Here is a 17,166-nt window from a genome sequence, read left to right on the forward strand (position 1 = left end):
TTGGGGATTGTGATAAAATGCCCGCTCTCTGGTGAACCCCAACAGGAAAGAATCATGATGAGCCTGGCCGGTAAAAAAATCGTTCTTGGCGTGAGCGGCGGTATTGCTGCCTACAAAGCGCCGGAGCTGGTGCGTCGTCTGCGCGAGCGCGGGGCAGATGTACGGGTCGCGATAACCGAAGGCGGTAAAGCCTTTATCACTCCTCTGAGCCTGCAGGCCGTTTCAGGATACCCGGTATCTGACAGTCTGCTCGATCCGGCCGCCGAAGCCGCGATGGGCCATATTGAGCTTGGGAAATGGGCAGACCTGGTTATCCTCGCCCCCGCCACGGCTGATTTAATCGCCCGGGTAGCGGCCGGTATGGCAAACGACCTGGTCTCCACCATTTGTCTGGCCACACCTGCGCCTGTTGCCGTCGTGCCTGCCATGAACCAGCAGATGTACCGTAACGCGGCTACGCAGCACAATCTTGAGACCCTGGCCTCACGCGGCCTGCTTATCTGGGGTCCGGACAGCGGTAGTCAGGCCTGCGGCGATGTTGGCCCGGGCCGCATGCTTGATCCGCTGACGATTGTTGATATGGCCGCGGCCCACTTTTCGCCTGTCAACGATCTGCAACATCTCAACATCATGATAACCGCGGGCCCCACGCGCGAGCCGCTGGATCCGGTGCGCTACATCACCAACCACAGTTCCGGCAAAATGGGCTTTGCGATTGCCGCCGCCGCCGCGAAGCGTGGTGCGAACGTCACGCTGGTGAGCGGCCCGGTCTCTCTGCCTACGCCTGCGTGTGTGAAGCGAATTGACGTTACCACCGCGCTGGAGATGGAAGCCGCCGTGCAGGCACATGCGCAAAGCCAGCAGATTTTTATTGGCTGTGCGGCCGTTGCAGACTATCGTGCTGAGACGATCGCCGAGGCTAAAATTAAAAAGCAAGGCGATGAATTAACACTAAAAATGGTGAAAAACCCGGACATTGTTGCCGGTGTCGCCGCACTAAAAAGCCACCGGCCATACGTTGTTGGGTTTGCCGCAGAAACGAATAATGTGGAAGAATATGCCCGGCAAAAACGTACCCGCAAAAACCTCGATTTGATTTGCGCGAACGACGTATCGCTGGCCACACAAGGATTTAACAGCGACAGCAACGCACTGCACCTTTTCTGGCAGGATGGAGATAAAGTCTTACCGCTTGAGCGCAAGGAACTCCTGGGCCAACATTTACTCGACGAGATCGTTACCCGTTATGATGAAAAAAATCGACGTTAAGATTCTGGACCCGCGTGTTGGCGAGCAATTCCCGCTGCCAACCTATGCCACCTCCGGCTCTGCCGGTCTTGACCTGCGCGCCTGTCTCGATGACGCCGTAGAACTGGCTCCGGGTGCCACGACCCTGGTTCCGACTGGCCTGGCGATTCACATTGCTGACCCGTCGCTGGCAGCGGTTATCCTGCCGCGTTCTGGCCTGGGCCATAAGCACGGCGTTGTGCTGGGTAACCTGGTGGGCCTGATCGACTCCGACTATCAGGGTCAACTGATGGTCTCCGTCTGGAACCGTGGTCAGGACAGCTTCACCATTGAACCGGGCGAGCGTATCGCACAGATGGTCTTTGTACCGGTGGTACAGGCAGAATTTAACCTGGTGGCAGACTTTGACGCCACTGACCGTGGCGAAGGCGGCTTCGGCCATTCCGGGCGCAAATAACGGCCCGACAAACACGTATCTCACAGCGTCATAATGCAATAACAAACCGCAAACGTCCGTTTGCGGTCGCTGTGTGGATGCCAGCCTGGCAAGTGCTTATTTTCAGGGGTATTTTGTAACATGGCAGAAAAACAAACCGCGAAAAGGAATCGTCGCGAAGAAATACTTCAATCTCTGGCTCTAATGCTTGAATCCAGCGATGGCAGTCAACGCATCACCACCGCTAAACTGGCCGCCTCCGTAGGCGTGTCTGAGGCGGCGCTGTACCGTCATTTTCCGAGCAAGACCCGGATGTTCGACAGTCTGATCGAGTTTATTGAAGACAGCCTGATCACGCGCATCAACCTGATTCTGAAAGACGAAAAAGACACTACCGCGCGTCTGCGTCTGATAGTGCTGTTAATCCTGGGCTTCGGTGAACGCAATCCGGGCTTAACCCGTATCCTGACCGGCCACGCGCTGATGTTTGAGCAGGACAGACTCCAGGGCCGCATTAACCAGCTTTTCGAACGCATTGAAGCGCAGCTGCGCCAGGTGCTGCGCGAGAAGAAAATGCGTGAAGGTGAAGGATACAGCATTGATGAAACGCTGCTGGCGAGCCAGATTCTGGCGTTTTGTGAAGGGATGCTTTCCCGCTTTGTGCGCAGCGAGTTTAAATACCGTCCAACGGACGATTTTGACGCCCGCTGGCCGTTAGTGGCGGCACAATTACAGTAACGCCATCGCCGGATGGCGGCTTCGCCTTATCCGGCCTACGAACGGGTAGGCCCGGTAAGCACAACGCCACCGGGCAATGCACTTAAACCCCGAACGCTTCGCGATACGCTTTTACCGCTGCCAGATGGTCCGCCATCTCAGGCTTCTCTTCCAGATACGCAATCAGATCTTTCAGGGTGATTATTGACGTCACAGTGCAGTTGTAATCCCGCTCCACTTCCTGAATGGCGGAAATTTCTCCGCGACCACGCTCCTGACGATCCAGCGAAATCAACACGCCAGCCAGCGTTGCACCGTTGGCCTGGATAATCTCCATTGATTCGCGGATCGCCGTGCCCGCGGTGATCACATCGTCCACCAGCATGACGCGGCCCTGCAGCGGGCTGCCGACCAGATTCCCGCCTTCACCGTGGGTTTTGGCTTCTTTGCGGTTAAAGCAGTACGGCACGTCGCGATCATGATGTTCCGCCAGCGCCACCGCGGTAGTGGTCGCAATCGGAATGCCCTTATAGGCCGGGCCAAACAGCAGGTCAAAATCAATCCCGGAATCCACCAGCGCTTCGGCATAGAAACGGCCTAACAGTGCCAGATCGCGCCCGGTATTAAACAGCCCGGCGTTGAAGAAATAAGGACTTTTACGCCCGGATTTCAGCGTAAATTCGCCAAACTTAAGTACCTGCTTGTTAAGCGCAAACTCAATAAACTGGCGCTGATACGATTTCATGGATTAGCTCCTTTGGTTTTTCTGTCTTACAGGCAAAAAAAAGGCGACTCATTGGTCGCCTTTAAAATCAATTTTCTAACGCCGCTTTCTGCGTCGTGACAATGGATTCGATTCCCCCTCGGGCCAACGCCAGCAGGGAGAGAAGCTCTTCGTGGGTGAACGGCTCGCCTTCTGCCGTGCCCTGCACCTCAATGATGCGACCGTCTTCGGTCATCACCACGTTCATGTCTGTCTCTGCAGCGGAATCTTCAACGTATTCCAGATCGCAAAGCGCTTCACCGTTAACGATGCCTACGGAGACCGCCGCAACCATGCCTTTCATTGGATTGGTTTTCAGCTTACCGGCAGCAACCAGCTTGTTCAGAGCATCGGCCAGCGCTACACAGGCGCCGGTAATAGAGGCCGTACGCGTGCCACCATCGGCCTGAATCACGTCGCAGTCCAGGGTAATCGTGAATTCGCCGAGGGTTTTCAGATCAACGGCGGCGCGCAGCGCACGCGCGATCAGACGCTGAATTTCCATGGTACGACCGCCCTGCTTACCCTTTGCCGCTTCACGGGCGTTACGGGTATGGGTCGCGCGCGGCAGCATGCCGTACTCGGCGGTGATCCAGCCCTGGCCCTGACCTTTCAGGAAGCGCGGAACGCCTTCTTCGATGGATGCGGTACACAGCACTATGGTGTCACCAAACTCAACCAGCACGGAGCCTTCAGCGTGTTTTGTATAGTTACGGGTCAGGGTGACGGGACGCACCTGATTGGCGCTACGACCTGATGGACGCATGATGGATTCTCCGGCTTGAAACGAATGTGGCTGCGCATTATACGGATAAAGGACGCTTATTCCTATCCTGAGAAGCCCCCGAAAGCTATAATCCCCCCATCTCTCCTTTAAAAACGGGAATGTCTATGATCCGCAGTATGACCGCCTACGCCCGGCGTGAAATCAAGGGTAGCTGGGGTAGCGCTACATGGGAAATGCGCTCGGTAAACCAGCGTTACCTGGAAACGTATTTCCGTATGCCGGAGCAGTTCCGCAGCCTTGAGCCTGTTGTTCGCGAGCGTATCCGTACGCGTCTGACGCGCGGTAAAGTGGAATGTAACCTGCGCTTTGAGCCTGATGCCAGCGCACAGGGCGAGCTGATCCTCAACGAAAAACTGGCGAAACAGCTCGTGAATGCGGCGAACTGGGTCAAAATGCAGAGCGATGAAGGCGAAATCAACCCGGTTGATATTCTGCGCTGGCCTGGCGTCATGGCCGCCGGTGAGCAGGATCTGGACGCGATTGCCGCTGAAATTCTGGCCGCCCTCGACGGCACGCTGGATGACTTTATCGTTGCCCGCGAAACCGAAGGTCAGGCGCTGAAAGCGATGATTGAGCAGCGCCTTGAAGGCGTGAGTGCGGAAGTGGCTAAGGTTCGCACCCATATGCCGGAAGTGCTGCAGTGGCAGCGCGAGCGCCTGGTCGCCAAACTGGAAGAGGCAGAAGTTCAGCTGGAAAACACCCGTCTGGAACAAGAGCTGGTGCTGATGGCGCAACGTATTGATGTCGCTGAAGAGCTGGACCGTCTGGAAGCGCACGTTAAAGAGACCTACAACATTCTGAAGAAAAAAGAAGCGGTAGGCCGCCGTCTGGACTTTATGATGCAGGAGTTCAACCGCGAGTCGAACACTCTTGCGTCTAAGTCGATCAATGCGGAAGTGACGAATTCAGCGATTGAGTTGAAAGTACTGATTGAGCAAATGCGCGAGCAGATCCAGAATATTGAGTAACGCCTTTTCGGGTGGTGCCGACGGCATCACCCATTATTATTTCTAATCCATTCCGGCACCTGATTTTGCATGTCACCGCCTTTCATCAAGCTTATTCAACAACATTTGATAAAAATTTATAGGGCAAACGCAGTTGCCTTAGAAAAACTCAATCGTGATCTTGCGCACAAATCGCTAACCTCCCCCGCGTTCACACCGGAGGAAATATGCTGCTTCACATCCTTTATCTCATTGGCATCACCGCAGAAGCCATGACCGGCGCACTTGCTGCCGGACGTCGCCGTATGGACACCTTCGGCGTGATCATTATTGCTACAGCGACCGCGCTGGGCGGCGGCTCGGTACGCGATATTCTGCTGGGACATTATCCGCTTGGGTGGGTCAAACACCCTGAGTACGTCATTATCGTGGCGACAGCAGCCGTGTTAACCACCATAGTGGCGCCCGTCATGCCCCATCTTCGCCGCCTGTTTTTAGTCCTTGACGCTTTAGGTCTGGTGGTTTTCTCGATTATCGGAGCGCAAATCGCGCTGGATATGGGGGAAGGACCTGTTATCGCTACCATTGCCGCCGTGGTCACGGGCGTATTCGGCGGTGTGCTGCGCGATATGTTCTGCAAGCGCATTCCACTGGTTTTCCAGAAAGAGCTTTACGCCGGAATATCCTTTGCGTCTGCCGTTCTGTATATTGCTTTACAACATTATGTTTCGAGCCATGATGTTGTGGTCATTGCCACGTTATTATTTGGCTTTACGGCTCGCTTGCTGGCACTGCGCTTAAAACTGGGATTGCCTGTTTTTCATTACACGCAGGACACACATTGAATTCTCAACAAAACCACAACAAAGTAGTAAAAAGCACTTTTTGTTATCTCATATAACCGGGCCAAACGCGATAAACTGTCGCATCTTTGTCCCCATAAACTTGCGTTAAAACAATGTCCTTTGCCAAAACGTCAGCCCTGATTATTAATAAAAAACTCAGCAGCCATTTTTTAATTTTGCTGCTCGTTTCCGTGCTGATTCAGTTATGGCCAGTATTTTTAACGCAACCTGCACGATTCGCAGTGCGCATTGCGATTTGTAATGCGCTTTTACTGGTTTGCGCCGCAGCGATCTTTCGCTCGCTTCCCGGCAAGATCCTCGCATTTTTTTTAACCGCCCTGCTCACGTTAAATTTTGCGATTGCTTACAGTACCTGGAGCGTCTACCAGAGCGAATTTAACACGGTATTCGCGATGAGTATTCTCGGCACTCACGTTGCCGAAGCGAAAAGCATGTCAGGTTTATACCTGCACTGTTTACCAGCCGCGTTTGCTTACTTTATTGTCACCTGGTTCGCAATCAAAGCAGCTAGCGAGCATGTTTCTTTCCGCGTCAAAACTATCGGCTTCGTTCTGCTTGCCGTTTATTTTGGCTGGTATTCGACGGCAAATTGGCTAAAAAAACGCCATGACCTTGAAGTTTATTATCCGCTAAGCTCCCGGATTTTAACCAATACGCCATTTTACACCGGCGCAGAGTTCATTATTGCCCATCGCGATAACGCGCTGGCGGAGAAAATTAGCCAGCACAGCGTCAATTATCCTGCGTTGCAGTATCATGAAACGGGCATCGAAAACTATGTTGTTATCGTGGGTGAATCCGCACGTCGCAGCAATATGAAGCTCTACGGTTTTCACCAGGATACCACGCCAGTGGAATCCTTGCTGGCGAAGGACTCCCTCATTTTTAGCAATGCTATTGCCCCTGCGTCAGCCACCGTGCTTTCCGTGCCGATGATATTAAGTAAAGCTGATCCAGACCACTTCACCACCGATAAGCTTGCAGACAATATCGTTAGCGTCGCTAAAAAAACGGGCTATCACACCGAATGGATTAGCGCCCAGGGTAATACAGGCAAGAGCAATAACTATATTGTGGCGATTGCTTCTATTAGCCATAAAGCCCAGTGGATTGACACCCGTTATGACACCGAACTTTTACCTGCCCTGGATGAGGCGCTTAAAGCACCCGGCAGGAAGTTAATTTTCCTGCATATCAACGGTAGTCATGAGATGGCCTGCGATCGGTATCCGCCATCCGCAAATATTCTGCATACCGGCAACAAGTATGAAGATTGCTACAATAATGCGATTCTGTTTACCGACTACTTCATTGGCGAAGTAGCTAAACGTCTGCAGGGCAGCGCATCCTCTCTGCTCTATTTTTCAGACCATGGGCTGGAAAAAAACCCGCAGCTGAACTCCATCTATATGCATGGCTCACGCAACCCAAGCAAAGAGGCTTACCAGGTCCCCCAGTTTATCTGGTATAGCCAGCAAGCCCTGAATGCTCAAAAAAGATCGGTGGGGTGGGTGCATGAAGCGTGGCCCACAGCAAGCAATTATGAGTTGATGTTGACGTGGCTTGGAATCACAACGGGTGTTGATCAATGCAGCTCGGTGCTTGCGGCGTGCTATCAGGCTCCTACACTTATCCCGGTAATTGATGGTGGCCGCCACATCTATGACTACGATCAGCTACGCGAAACCTTCAGTTCACCAGACAGACATACCCCCTGGCGCAAAGCTAAAGCAAGCTCGCTCTAAAATCCAGGCAGGCCCTGCTTGCCTAACCAGGATGCCAGCCCGGCAACGCCAGGGTCGTGGATGAAGGCAACAATTTGTCGCGCCTTCCTCTCTCCCGTTCCCGGCAGGCTTTGCCAGTCCTTTGCGTTACGTTCGCTCAACGTCTGCCAGGTTACGTTCCCCATCGCCTTCAGCGAAGCCTGTGTCAGCGGAACACCCAATGCCATGAGCCAGCGAATAAATGGCTTCTCGCGCACCAGATTAAATCGATGCCAGAGCGCCAGCCCGCGCGCGGAGGAAAACCCAGGCGTAGCCTGCATTTGCGCCTGCGTTAATAACAGCCACGAAAAGAGGTGTTCAAAATGATGTGCCTGCCAGAGGGTGCGCCAGCCTGACTCGCCTAATCCTTCAATATCAAGTACCTGCTTTGAGCTGAGCCAGGTCAGTCGGGCAAAGAACTGTTCCATACATTCCGGAGAAGCATAGAAACAGCTCAGCGCATGATAACGCGAGGCTGGAGGCTCGGGTTTATGTCTGTCCGTCCCGCGCCAGACCACCTTATCAAACCGGGGAATACCCTGCCCGGCCAGGCTGACCTGTATCTGATCCCCTGAGGCAATATCCAGCCTCTGCCAGCGCTCAACCGAGCCCAGACTCACCCGCCGTACCTGTTTATCGTCCAGTTGCACAGGTTCCAGTGCGGCTACAACGGACATTTTGCCCGTTCGCCCCACGGAAAAATGAATATCACTCACCTCGGCCACCTGGGATGCAGGCGCATATTTCCACGCAACCAGCCAGTTGCCTTCGCCCGGTAACCAGCCTTCCCCTGCGGGCGCATCCTCCGAACGCACCACAATGCCATCCGTGGCAAAGGGTAATCCGGTTACGTGCCAGGCGGCGCGCTGTTTCTCGACGGCATCAACAGAATCGGCGGGTAGTGTATACCGTGCCGACAGCGTAAAACCGGCCTGAGACAGTTCAGCTAAAGATGTCTGCATATCTTTCGGCCCATCCGGCCAGGCCCAGATGAACACGCCGATCTTGCTCAAAACTGAGTTATCCTTTTGCCGCATCATCGCCCCCGCCACCTTTGCGCGAGCGTTCATCCCGCCCATTTGCCGCTGAATGTGATTGTCGCTTAGCCAGAAAAGCTCGCCCTGTAAGACGCTGTTCGCGAGCTTGCCGGTGAGCTTTTGCGGAATAGTCGGGATCAAACGCACCTTCCCGGTCCAGTCTTCCCCTTTCAGGCCATCACCACGACTGATGGCCTGGGTTAACGTTCCGTCACGATAGACCAGCGTTACCGCCACACCGTCAACTTTGGGCTGCATCCACAGATGCTGCCGCGCACGCATCCACTGTCTCAACTCCTCTTTGCTGGCCACTTTATGTACGCCCGTATGGGCAACAGGATGTTTTACGCTTCCCACCAGCGCAGGGAGTTTCTCCTCTGAAGGCTCACTGCCAAAACAGTGCTGCCACTGCATTAAGCGCCCGTTAAGCTGGTCGTAAACTTCGTCGTTGACCTCGCTCACGCCCTGCTTCCAGTAAGCGTCATCCCAGCGTTTGATTTGCGCGCTTAACGACGCCATCTCTTTCTCAGCTTTTGCCTGCGACCACACCGGGCACACCGCCGCGCCATAGCCACTCCACAAGAGCATTAACCCGCTTATCCATCGCCACATTGCTACTCCTCCTTTGTGTTGCAGGAGGTATATCCCGATGCCTGAAACAACGCTAACGGCAACGATTCACAATGCGAGACGCTATCCGGTATTTCTTTGGGTTGCTGAAAACCTCAGATATAACCTGAAAACGGCACGCAAAATTCAATAATCCAGGGGAAAAAGTGTGACAAAGGCTACGTCACACGGCAGTGACGTGTATAATAAGCCCGTATGTAGGACTTCTTCGTTAACACATACAAAAGACTCTCATGGCTCAAGGCACGCTTTATATTGTTTCTGCCCCTAGTGGCGCGGGTAAATCCAGCCTTATTCAGGCACTGTTAAAAACCCAACCGTTGTACGACACACAGGTTTCTGTTTCTCACACCACGCGTCAACCGCGTCCGGGTGAAGTGCACGGCGAACACTATTTCTTTGTGGATCACGACGAGTTCAGAGCGATGATCGGCAGAGACGCGTTTCTTGAACACGCGGAAGTATTCGGTAATTACTACGGTACCTCGCGTGAAACCATTGAGCAGGTTCTGGCCACGGGCGTGAATGTGTTCCTGGATATCGACTGGCAGGGTGCACAGCAAATTCGCAAGAAAATGCCTGACTCGCGCAGTATCTTTATTTTACCGCCATCGAAAGATGAGCTGGATCGCCGCCTGCGTGGCCGCGGTCAGGACAGCGAAGAAGTCATCGCAAAGCGTATGGAACAGGCTGTTGCAGAAATGAGCCATTACGCGGAATATGATTACCTTATTGTGAATGATGATTTTGATGCCGCACTGAGCGATCTCAAAACCATTCTTCGTGCAGAACGTCTGCGTATGAGCCGCCAGAAGCAGCGACATGACGCATTAATCACCAAACTGTTGGCAGACTGAACCCACTTTCAGTATCATGCCCAGTCATTTCTTCACCTGTGGAGCATTTTAAGTATGGCACGCGTAACTGTTCAGGACGCTGTAGAGAAAATTGGTAACCGTTTTGACCTGGTGCTGGTCGCCGCGCGTCGCGCTCGTCAGATGCAGGTAGGCGGTAAAGATCCGCTGGTACCGGAAGAAAACGATAAAACCACCGTTATTGCACTTCGCGAAATCGAAGAAGGTCTGATCAACAACCAGATCCTCGACGTGCGTGAGCGCCAGGAGCAGCAAGAGCAGGAAGCCGCAGAACTGCAGGCCGTAACCGCTATTGCTGAAGGTCGTCGTTAATTAAACCTGCGGGTCGCCCTTGTATCTGTTTGAAAGCCTGAATCAACTGATTCAAATCTACCTGCCTGAAGACCAGATTAAGCGTCTTCAGCAGGCGTATCTCGTTGCACGTGACGCTCACGAGGGCCAGACACGTTCAAGCGGTGAACCCTACATCACGCACCCGGTAGCGGTGGCCTGTATTCTGGCCGAGATGAAACTCGACTACGAAACGCTGATGGCCGCGCTGCTGCACGACGTGATTGAAGATACCCCTGCCACTTACCAGGACATGGAACAGCTGTTTGGCAAAAGCGTTGCCGAACTGGTGGAAGGGGTCTCTAAGCTTGATAAGCTGAATTTCCGCGACAAGAAAGAGGCGCAAGCCGAAAACTTCCGCAAGATGATTATGGCGATGGTGCAGGATATCCGCGTCATTCTCATCAAACTCGCTGACCGCACCCACAACATGCGCACGCTGGGCTCACTTCGCCCGGATAAACGTCGCCGCATTGCCCGTGAAACCCTCGAAATCTACAGTCCGCTGGCGCACCGTTTAGGTATTCACCACATTAAAACCGAGCTGGAAGAGCTGGGTTTTGAAGCGTTGTACCCGAACCGCTATCGCGTGATTAAAGAGGTGGTGAAAGCCGCACGCGGCAACCGTAAGGAGATGATTCAAAAGATCCTCTCTGAAATCGAAGGGCGCTTGCAGGAAGCGGGAATTCCGTGCCGCGTCAGCGGTCGCGAGAAACACCTGTACTCCATCTACTGCAAAATGGTGCTCAAGGAGCAGCGTTTTCACTCGATCATGGATATCTACGCCTTCCGCGTCATTGTCCATGACTCGGACACCTGCTATCGCGTGCTGGGGCAGATGCACAGCCTCTACAAACCGCGTCCGGGGCGGATGAAAGATTACATCGCCATTCCAAAAGCGAACGGCTATCAATCTTTGCACACCTCGATGATCGGACCGCACGGCGTGCCTGTTGAGGTGCAAATTCGCACCGAAGACATGGACCAGATGGCAGAGATGGGTGTTGCCGCGCACTGGGCCTATAAAGAGCACGGTGGCGAAAGCAGTACGACCGCACAAATCCGTGCCCAGCGCTGGATGCAGAGCCTGCTGGAACTTCAGCAGAGTGCGGGTAGCTCGTTTGAATTTATCGAGAGCGTGAAATCCGATCTCTTCCCGGATGAGATTTACGTTTTCACCCCAGAAGGTCGCATTGTCGAACTGCCTGCGGGCGCAACGCCGGTCGACTTCGCTTACGCCGTGCATACCGATATCGGCCATGCCTGCGTGGGCGCGCGCGTCGACAGACAACCTTACCCGCTGTCTCAGCCGCTCGCCAGCGGCCAGACGGTGGAAATTATTACCGCGCCGGGCGCACGTCCGAACGCGGCCTGGCTGAACTTTGTCGTGAGCTCCAAAGCGCGCGCTAAAATCCGTCAGCTGCTGAAAAACCTCAAGCGTGATGATTCCGTCAGCCTGGGGCGTCGTCTGCTCAACCACGCGTTGGGCGGCAGCCGTAAGCTGGCTGAGATCCCACCGGAGCATATCCAGCGCGAGCTCGACCGTATGAAGCTCACGTCTCTTGACGATCTGCTGGCGGAAATTGGTCTGGGCAACGCCATGAGCGTCGTGGTGGCGAAAAACCTGCAGCAGGGCGAAGCAATACCTTCTGCGCCAGGCGCATCCGGCCATGCTCATCTGCCAATCAAAGGCGCGGACGGGGTGCTAATCACCTTCGCAAAATGTTGCCGTCCAATTCCAGGCGACCCGATTATTGCGCACGTCAGCCCAGGTAAAGGGCTGGTTATCCACCACGAATCCTGTCGTAACATTCGCGGCTACCAGAAAGAAGCCGAGAAGTTTATGGCGGTCGAGTGGGATAAAGAGACGGCGCAGGAATTTATCACCGAGATTAAGGTGGATATGTTCAACCATCAGGGTGCCCTGGCGAACCTGACGGCAGCGATCAACACGGCCTCTTCCAATATTCAAAGCCTGAATACGGAAGAAAAAGATGGCCGCGTGTACAGCGCCTTTATTCGTCTGACCGCCCGCGACCGCGTGCATCTGGCGAATATCATGCGCAAGATCCGCGTCATGCCGGACGTGATTAAAGTCACCCGTAACCGAAACTAGTGGTATGAATTCACAACGTTACGCGCGGATATGCGAAATGCTCGCCAGGCGTCAGCCTGACCTGACGGTCTGCATGGAGCAGGTCCATAAACCGCATAACGTCTCTGCTATCGTCCGTACCGCCGATGCCGTCGGTGTGCATGAAGTGCACGCCGTCTGGCCGGGTCACCGGATGCGCACCATGGTCTCGGCGGCGGCAGGCAGTAACAGCTGGGTTTCCGTCAAATCTCACCAGACAATTGGCGATGCCGTTTCGCACCTGAAAGGGCGCGGGATGCAGATCCTTGCCACTAACCTGTCCGCTAAAGCCGTGGATTTTCGCGAGATCGACTACACTCGCCCGACCTGCATTTTGATGGGTCAGGAGAAAACCGGGATCTCACAGGAAGCGCTGGATCTGGCGGATCGGGACATCATCATTCCGATGATCGGCATGGTCCAGTCTCTCAATGTCTCCGTGGCGTCCGCGCTCATTCTGTATGAAGCGCAGCGCCAGCGTCAGAACGCCGGCATGTACGAGCGTAGCAACAGCATGCTGCCGGAAAATGAACAGCAGCGCCTGCTGTTTGAAGGCGGTTATCCGGTGCTGGCTCGCGTTGCGAAGCAGAAAAAATTGCCTTACCCCCACGTCAACGCGCAGGGCGAAATTGAAGCCGATGCCGAGTGGTGGGCCACCATGCAGTACGCCGGGTAAGCGATGAAAGGCCGCCTGCTGAATGCTATCCCGCTCAACAGCCTGACGGGCGTGGGCGCGGCGCAAAGCAGTAAGTTGGCCAAAATTGGCCTGCACACCGTGCAGGATCTCCTGCTTCACCTCCCCCTGCGTTATGAAGACCGCACCCAGCTTTATAAGATTGGCGATCTCCTTCCTGCCATTTACGCCACCGTTGAAGGCGAAGTCCTGAACTGCAACATCACCTTCGGCGGACGCCGGATGATGACCTGCCAGATCAGCGACGGCACCGGCATTCTCACCATGCGTTTCTTCAACTTCAGCGCGGCGATGAAAAACAGCCTGGCGACAGGCCGCAGGGTGCTGGCCTATGGCGAAGCCAAACGCGGGAAGTACGGCGCAGAGATGATCCACCCCGAGTACCGCGTGCAGGGCGATCTCAGCACGCCGGAACTGCAGGAGACACTTACCCCGGTTTACCCGACGACCGAAGGCATCAAGCAGGCGACGCTGCGTAAGCTTACCGATCAGGCGCTGGAGCTGCTGGACACCTGCGCCATTACCGAGCTGCTGCCACCCGAGCTGGCGCAGGGCATGATGAGCCTTCCCGAAGCGCTGCGTACCCTGCACCGTCCGCCACCCACGCTGCAGCTCAGCGACTTAGAAAGCGGGCAACACCCCGCCCAACGGCGTCTTATCCTTGAGGAATTACTGGCGCATAACCTGAGCATGCTGGCGCTTCGTGCGGGCGCGCAGCGTTTCCACGCTCAGCCTTTAAGCCAGAATGATGCGCTCAAAGATAAGCTGCTGGCCTCTCTGCCGTTTAAACCCACCGGCGCGCAGGCGCGCGTCACCGCCGAGATTGAACGCGATATGGCGCTCGACGTGCCGATGATGCGCCTGGTACAGGGCGATGTAGGCTCCGGTAAAACGCTGGTTGCCGCCCTTGCAGCCCTGCGCGCCATTGCCCACGGTAAACAGGTCGCGTTAATGGCGCCGACCGAGCTGCTGGCGGAACAGCACGCCAACAATTTCCGCGCCTGGTTCGCGCCGCTGGGGATTGAAGTAGGCTGGCTGGCAGGAAAACAAAAGGGCAAAGCGCGCCTTGCGCAGCAGGAAGCCATCGCCAGCGGGCAGGTGCAGATGATTGTCGGCACGCACGCTATCTTCCAGGAGCAGGTGCAGTTCAACGGCCTTGCGCTGGTGATTATCGATGAACAGCACCGCTTCGGCGTGCATCAGCGTCTGGCGCTGTGGGAAAAGGGACTGCAGCAGGGCTTCCACCCGCATCAGCTGATCATGACCGCCACGCCGATCCCGCGCACGCTCGCGATGACGGCTTACGCCGATCTGGATACCTCCACCATCGACGAACTCCCCCCGGGCCGTACGCCGGTCACGACGGTTGCCATTCCTGACACGCGTCGCAGCGATATCATCGACCGCGTGCGCAACGCCTGCACCCACGAAGGGCGTCAGGCCTACTGGGTTTGTACCCTGATTGAAGAGTCGGAACTGCTGGAAGCGCAGGCTGCCGAAGCCACGTGGGAAGAGTTAAAGCTCGCCCTGCCGGAGCTAAACGTGGGTCTGGTTCACGGACGCATGAAGCCCGCTGAAAAGCAGGCGGTGATGCAGTCGTTCAAACAGGGCGAGCTGCATTTGCTGGTCGCGACTACGGTCATCGAAGTGGGCGTGGATGTGCCGAACTCCAGCCTGATGATCATCGAAAACCCGGAGCGCCTGGGCCTTGCCCAGCTCCACCAGCTTCGCGGGCGCGTCGGCCGTGGCGCGGTAGCGTCCCACTGCGTTCTGCTCTACAAAGCGCCGCTCTCGAAAACCGCCCAGATGCGGTTGCAGGTGCTGCGCGACAGCAACGACGGTTTTGTGATTGCGCAAAAAGACCTGGAGATCCGCGGCCCCGGTGAACTGCTGGGCACGCGTCAGACGGGAAATGCGGAATTCAAAGTCGCGGATTTGCTGCGCGATCAGGCCATGATCCCCGAGGTTCAGCGCCTCGCCCGCCACATTCATGAACGCTACCCCGAGCAGGCGGCAGCGTTAATTGAGCGCTGGATGCCGGAAACCGAACGCTATTCCAACGCCTGATTTCAGGCGAACATCGGCAGCATCAGGTACAGCTTGGGGTCGTTTGCGGGAGAGGGCGAAATCCTACGCTAAGGCTTTGGCCAACGATATTCTCCGGTAAGATTGATGTGTTACCAGGGGATAGGAGAAGTCGCTTGATATCTAGTATGACGTCTGTCGCACCTGCTTGATCGCGGCCGCGATAGCTAGATCGCGTTGCTCCTCTTCTCCATCCGCGTTCCAAGCTGCGGAAAGGCACCCATAAGCGTACGCCTGGTCGAGCAGGCGACGCGGATCGACGTCCAGCGCACGAGAGAATGCGTCCGCCATCTGTGCAATGCGTCTAGGATCGAGACAAAGGTCGTCTCTGTCAGCCGGATCGTAGAACATATTGGCGGCGCCAAAGCCCACTTCACCGACCAGACCGACGGGATCTATCACCAGCCAGCCGCGACTGGAGAACATGATGTTTTCATGATGCAGATCGCCATGTAGCCCACGCAGTTCCGAGGCATTGCTCATCATTTGATCGGCTATAATCGCCGCGTGGACGTAGTCAGTTTGACAACCTGCGTTTTGATCATCGCGCGCCCGCTGAAACAAAGCTGCAAAGCGATCCCGGATCGGGAGAAGGGCAGAAGGCAGGGGTTCCTCAGATGCGGCATACAGCTTCGCCATTAGTTCCGCTGCAATTTCGGTCGCCTGGTAGTCGCCGTGCTCGGCAACGATGTGAGAGAGCATTCGCTCCCCGGCATATTCGAGCAACATCAGATTGTTCTCACGACCGAGCAACCGGACTGCTCCCCTCCCATTGCGCCATACCAGATAGTCGGCCCCGCGCAGTTCATCAGCAATGTCTTCTATAGGTTTCAATCCCTTGACGATTGCAGGAGTCCCGTCTGGCAATGAAACTTTCCAAACGAGGCTGGAAAAGGTGTCCGCAATGAGAACAGGTTGCGAAACGTGCCAATGAGCAGGAAAAACAGGCGGCATGAACATCAACCCCAAGTCAGAGGGTCCAATCGCAGATAGAAGGCAAGGCGTTCGCGGTCGGGGGCTTCGATCCCCAATACATTGAATAGGACAGCGAAGGCGCGCTCTGCTTCATCTGGCGCTGCCCAGTTCTCTTCGGCGTTAGCAATCATGAGTGCCAAATCGGCATAGCGATCTGCTGTTCCGAGCCGCCCAAGGTCGATCAGACCCGTGCATTGAAGAGTTTTAGGGTCCACCATGAAGTTCGGCATGCAGGGATCACCATGGCAAACAACCATATCGGTGCGCTCTTGGTCGAGCCGCACCGGTAGCTCTCGTTCGACACGAGCCAAAAGATCGAGCTGCGGCGTACTCTTGTCCTCGTCCGGTAAGAAGTCGGGATTGACGGCATTGCGGGACACCACATCAACGGCGCGTCCGAACATTCGCGACAGCCTGCGCTCAAACGGACATTGATCAACCGATAGGCTGTGAACAGCGCCAAGTTGCTGCCCCATTGACGGCCACGCTTTGAGCAAATCCGCTCCAGACAGATCAGCCGCCGGTACTCCCGGAATTGCCGTTATCACCAAGCATGCACCCTCCTGTTCCTCCTGCCAGTTGATCACCTCGGGGCAAGCCACACCTCGACCTTTGAGCCAAATGAGGCGGTCACGCTCTCCAGCGAGCTCACCGCGGCGGGAAGCAGGTGCGATTTTCGCGAAGGCATGCCCGTCACCACGTCGAAAAACAAAATCACCAGATTCTCCGCCTCTGACAGGCAACCAGTCAGAATGCGATTCACCAAAAAAAATATTAGTTCGATTCAATGGAGGTTCCTTCAGTTTTCTGATGAAGCGCGGAGGTGGCTCAACCTGCGAAAAGAAACGAGTTGCTATGGACTTGCACCGGTTGTGTTCC

Annotated in this window: 16 protein-coding genes; 11 read left to right on the forward strand and 5 right to left on the reverse strand. The window is 55.3% G+C overall.

Features of this window, described 5'->3' with window-relative positions:
- The first annotated feature begins 57 nt into the window (after positions 1-57).
- The 3 genes from coaBC to slmA all read left to right on the forward strand — a co-directional run bounded on the left by coaBC (position 58) and on the right by slmA (position 2,422).
- The gene (gene coaBC, locus PI91_RS21395) at positions 58-1,269 is read left to right on the forward strand and encodes a bifunctional phosphopantothenoylcysteine decarboxylase/phosphopantothenate--cysteine ligase CoaBC (RefSeq protein WP_025910617.1); all 1,212 of its coding nucleotides are present in this window, start codon (positions 58-60) and stop codon (positions 1,267-1,269) included.
- Entirely contained in the window at positions 1,247-1,705 is a 459-nt protein-coding gene (gene dut, locus PI91_RS21400) for a dUTP diphosphatase (RefSeq protein ID WP_008502691.1), read from the forward strand. The genes coaBC and dut overlap by 23 nt, the downstream gene beginning before the upstream one ends.
- A 120-nt stretch (positions 1,706-1,825) precedes the next feature.
- A complete protein-coding gene (slmA, locus tag PI91_RS21405) occupies positions 1,826-2,422 on the forward strand; it encodes a nucleoid occlusion factor SlmA (protein WP_008502690.1) in 597 nt (198 codons plus the stop codon).
- Between the two features lie 82 nt (positions 2,423-2,504).
- Here slmA and pyrE read toward each other — a convergent pair whose 3' ends face one another.
- On the reverse strand, positions 2,505-3,146 hold the full coding sequence (gene pyrE, locus PI91_RS21410) for an orotate phosphoribosyltransferase (protein ID WP_039267070.1): 642 nt from the start codon (positions 3,144-3,146) through the stop codon (positions 2,505-2,507).
- A 67-nt stretch (positions 3,147-3,213) separates the two neighbouring features.
- Positions 3,214-3,930 carry a ribonuclease PH gene (gene rph, locus PI91_RS21415; RefSeq protein WP_039267071.1) on the reverse strand — a complete coding sequence of 239 codons (717 nt, stop codon included), beginning with the start codon at positions 3,928-3,930 and terminating at the stop codon, positions 3,214-3,216.
- Positions 3,931-4,055: 125 nt separating this feature from the next.
- Here rph and PI91_RS21420 point away from each other — a divergent pair, with 125 nt between their 5' ends.
- The 3 genes from PI91_RS21420 to PI91_RS21430 all read left to right on the forward strand — a co-directional run bounded on the left by PI91_RS21420 (position 4,056) and on the right by PI91_RS21430 (position 7,509).
- Positions 4,056-4,919 carry a YicC/YloC family endoribonuclease gene (locus PI91_RS21420; RefSeq protein ID WP_008502687.1) on the forward strand — a complete coding sequence of 288 codons (864 nt, stop codon included), beginning with the start codon at positions 4,056-4,058 and terminating at the stop codon, positions 4,917-4,919.
- A gap of 206 nt (positions 4,920-5,125) precedes the next feature.
- Positions 5,126-5,743 carry a trimeric intracellular cation channel family protein gene (locus tag PI91_RS21425; RefSeq protein ID WP_008502677.1) on the forward strand — a complete coding sequence of 206 codons (618 nt, stop codon included), beginning with the start codon at positions 5,126-5,128 and terminating at the stop codon, positions 5,741-5,743.
- Positions 5,744-5,856: 113 nt separating this feature from the next.
- Positions 5,857-7,509, forward strand: coding sequence for a phosphoethanolamine transferase (locus tag PI91_RS21430; protein ID WP_039267072.1), 1,653 nt, complete (start codon positions 5,857-5,859; stop codon positions 7,507-7,509).
- Here the strand turns inward: PI91_RS21430 and ligB are convergent.
- Complete coding sequence (gene ligB, locus PI91_RS21435; protein WP_039267074.1) at positions 7,506-9,176, reverse strand: NAD-dependent DNA ligase LigB; 1,671 nt, start codon at positions 9,174-9,176, stop codon at positions 7,506-7,508. The genes PI91_RS21430 and ligB overlap by 4 nt on opposite strands.
- 251 nt (positions 9,177-9,427) lie before the next feature.
- Here ligB and gmk point away from each other — a divergent pair, with 251 nt between their 5' ends.
- The 5 genes from gmk to recG are packed head-to-tail and all read left to right on the forward strand — an operon-like array spanning position 9,428 to position 15,294.
- Positions 9,428-10,051 carry a guanylate kinase gene (gene gmk / locus PI91_RS21440; RefSeq protein WP_008502674.1) on the forward strand — a complete coding sequence of 208 codons (624 nt, stop codon included), beginning with the start codon at positions 9,428-9,430 and terminating at the stop codon, positions 10,049-10,051.
- A 54-nt stretch (positions 10,052-10,105) separates the two neighbouring features.
- A complete protein-coding gene (rpoZ, locus tag PI91_RS21445; RefSeq protein WP_000135058.1) occupies positions 10,106-10,381 on the forward strand; it encodes a DNA-directed RNA polymerase subunit omega in 276 nt (91 codons plus the stop codon).
- A gap of 19 nt (positions 10,382-10,400) precedes the next feature.
- A complete protein-coding gene (spoT, locus tag PI91_RS21450; protein WP_008502673.1) occupies positions 10,401-12,515 on the forward strand; it encodes a bifunctional GTP diphosphokinase/guanosine-3',5'-bis pyrophosphate 3'-pyrophosphohydrolase in 2,115 nt (704 codons plus the stop codon).
- Positions 12,516-12,519: 4 nt separating this feature from the next.
- Entirely contained in the window at positions 12,520-13,209 is a 690-nt protein-coding gene (trmH, locus tag PI91_RS21455) for a tRNA (guanosine(18)-2'-O)-methyltransferase TrmH (protein WP_032654439.1), read from the forward strand.
- 3 nt (positions 13,210-13,212) lie between these two features.
- Positions 13,213-15,294: an ATP-dependent DNA helicase RecG gene (gene recG, locus PI91_RS21460; protein WP_039267076.1), complete on the forward strand. Its 2,082-nt coding sequence runs from the start codon at positions 13,213-13,215 to the stop codon at positions 15,292-15,294.
- 141 nt (positions 15,295-15,435) lie between these two features.
- Here recG and PI91_RS21465 read toward each other — a convergent pair whose 3' ends face one another.
- Positions 15,436-16,272, reverse strand: a complete 837-nt coding sequence (locus PI91_RS21465; protein WP_000480968.1) for an aminoglycoside O-phosphotransferase APH(6)-Id — start codon at positions 16,270-16,272, stop codon at positions 15,436-15,438.
- A complete protein-coding gene (gene aph(3'')-Ib / locus PI91_RS21470; RefSeq protein WP_001082319.1) occupies positions 16,272-17,075 on the reverse strand; it encodes an aminoglycoside O-phosphotransferase APH(3'')-Ib in 804 nt (267 codons plus the stop codon). Before aph(3'')-Ib ends, PI91_RS21465 begins: the two co-directional genes overlap by 1 nt.
- Between the last annotated feature and the right edge of the window lie 91 nt (positions 17,076-17,166).

The organism is Enterobacter sp. FB, assembly GCF_000805795.1.
Classification (GTDB): Bacteria; Pseudomonadota; Gammaproteobacteria; order Enterobacterales; family Enterobacteriaceae; genus Enterobacter; species Enterobacter roggenkampii.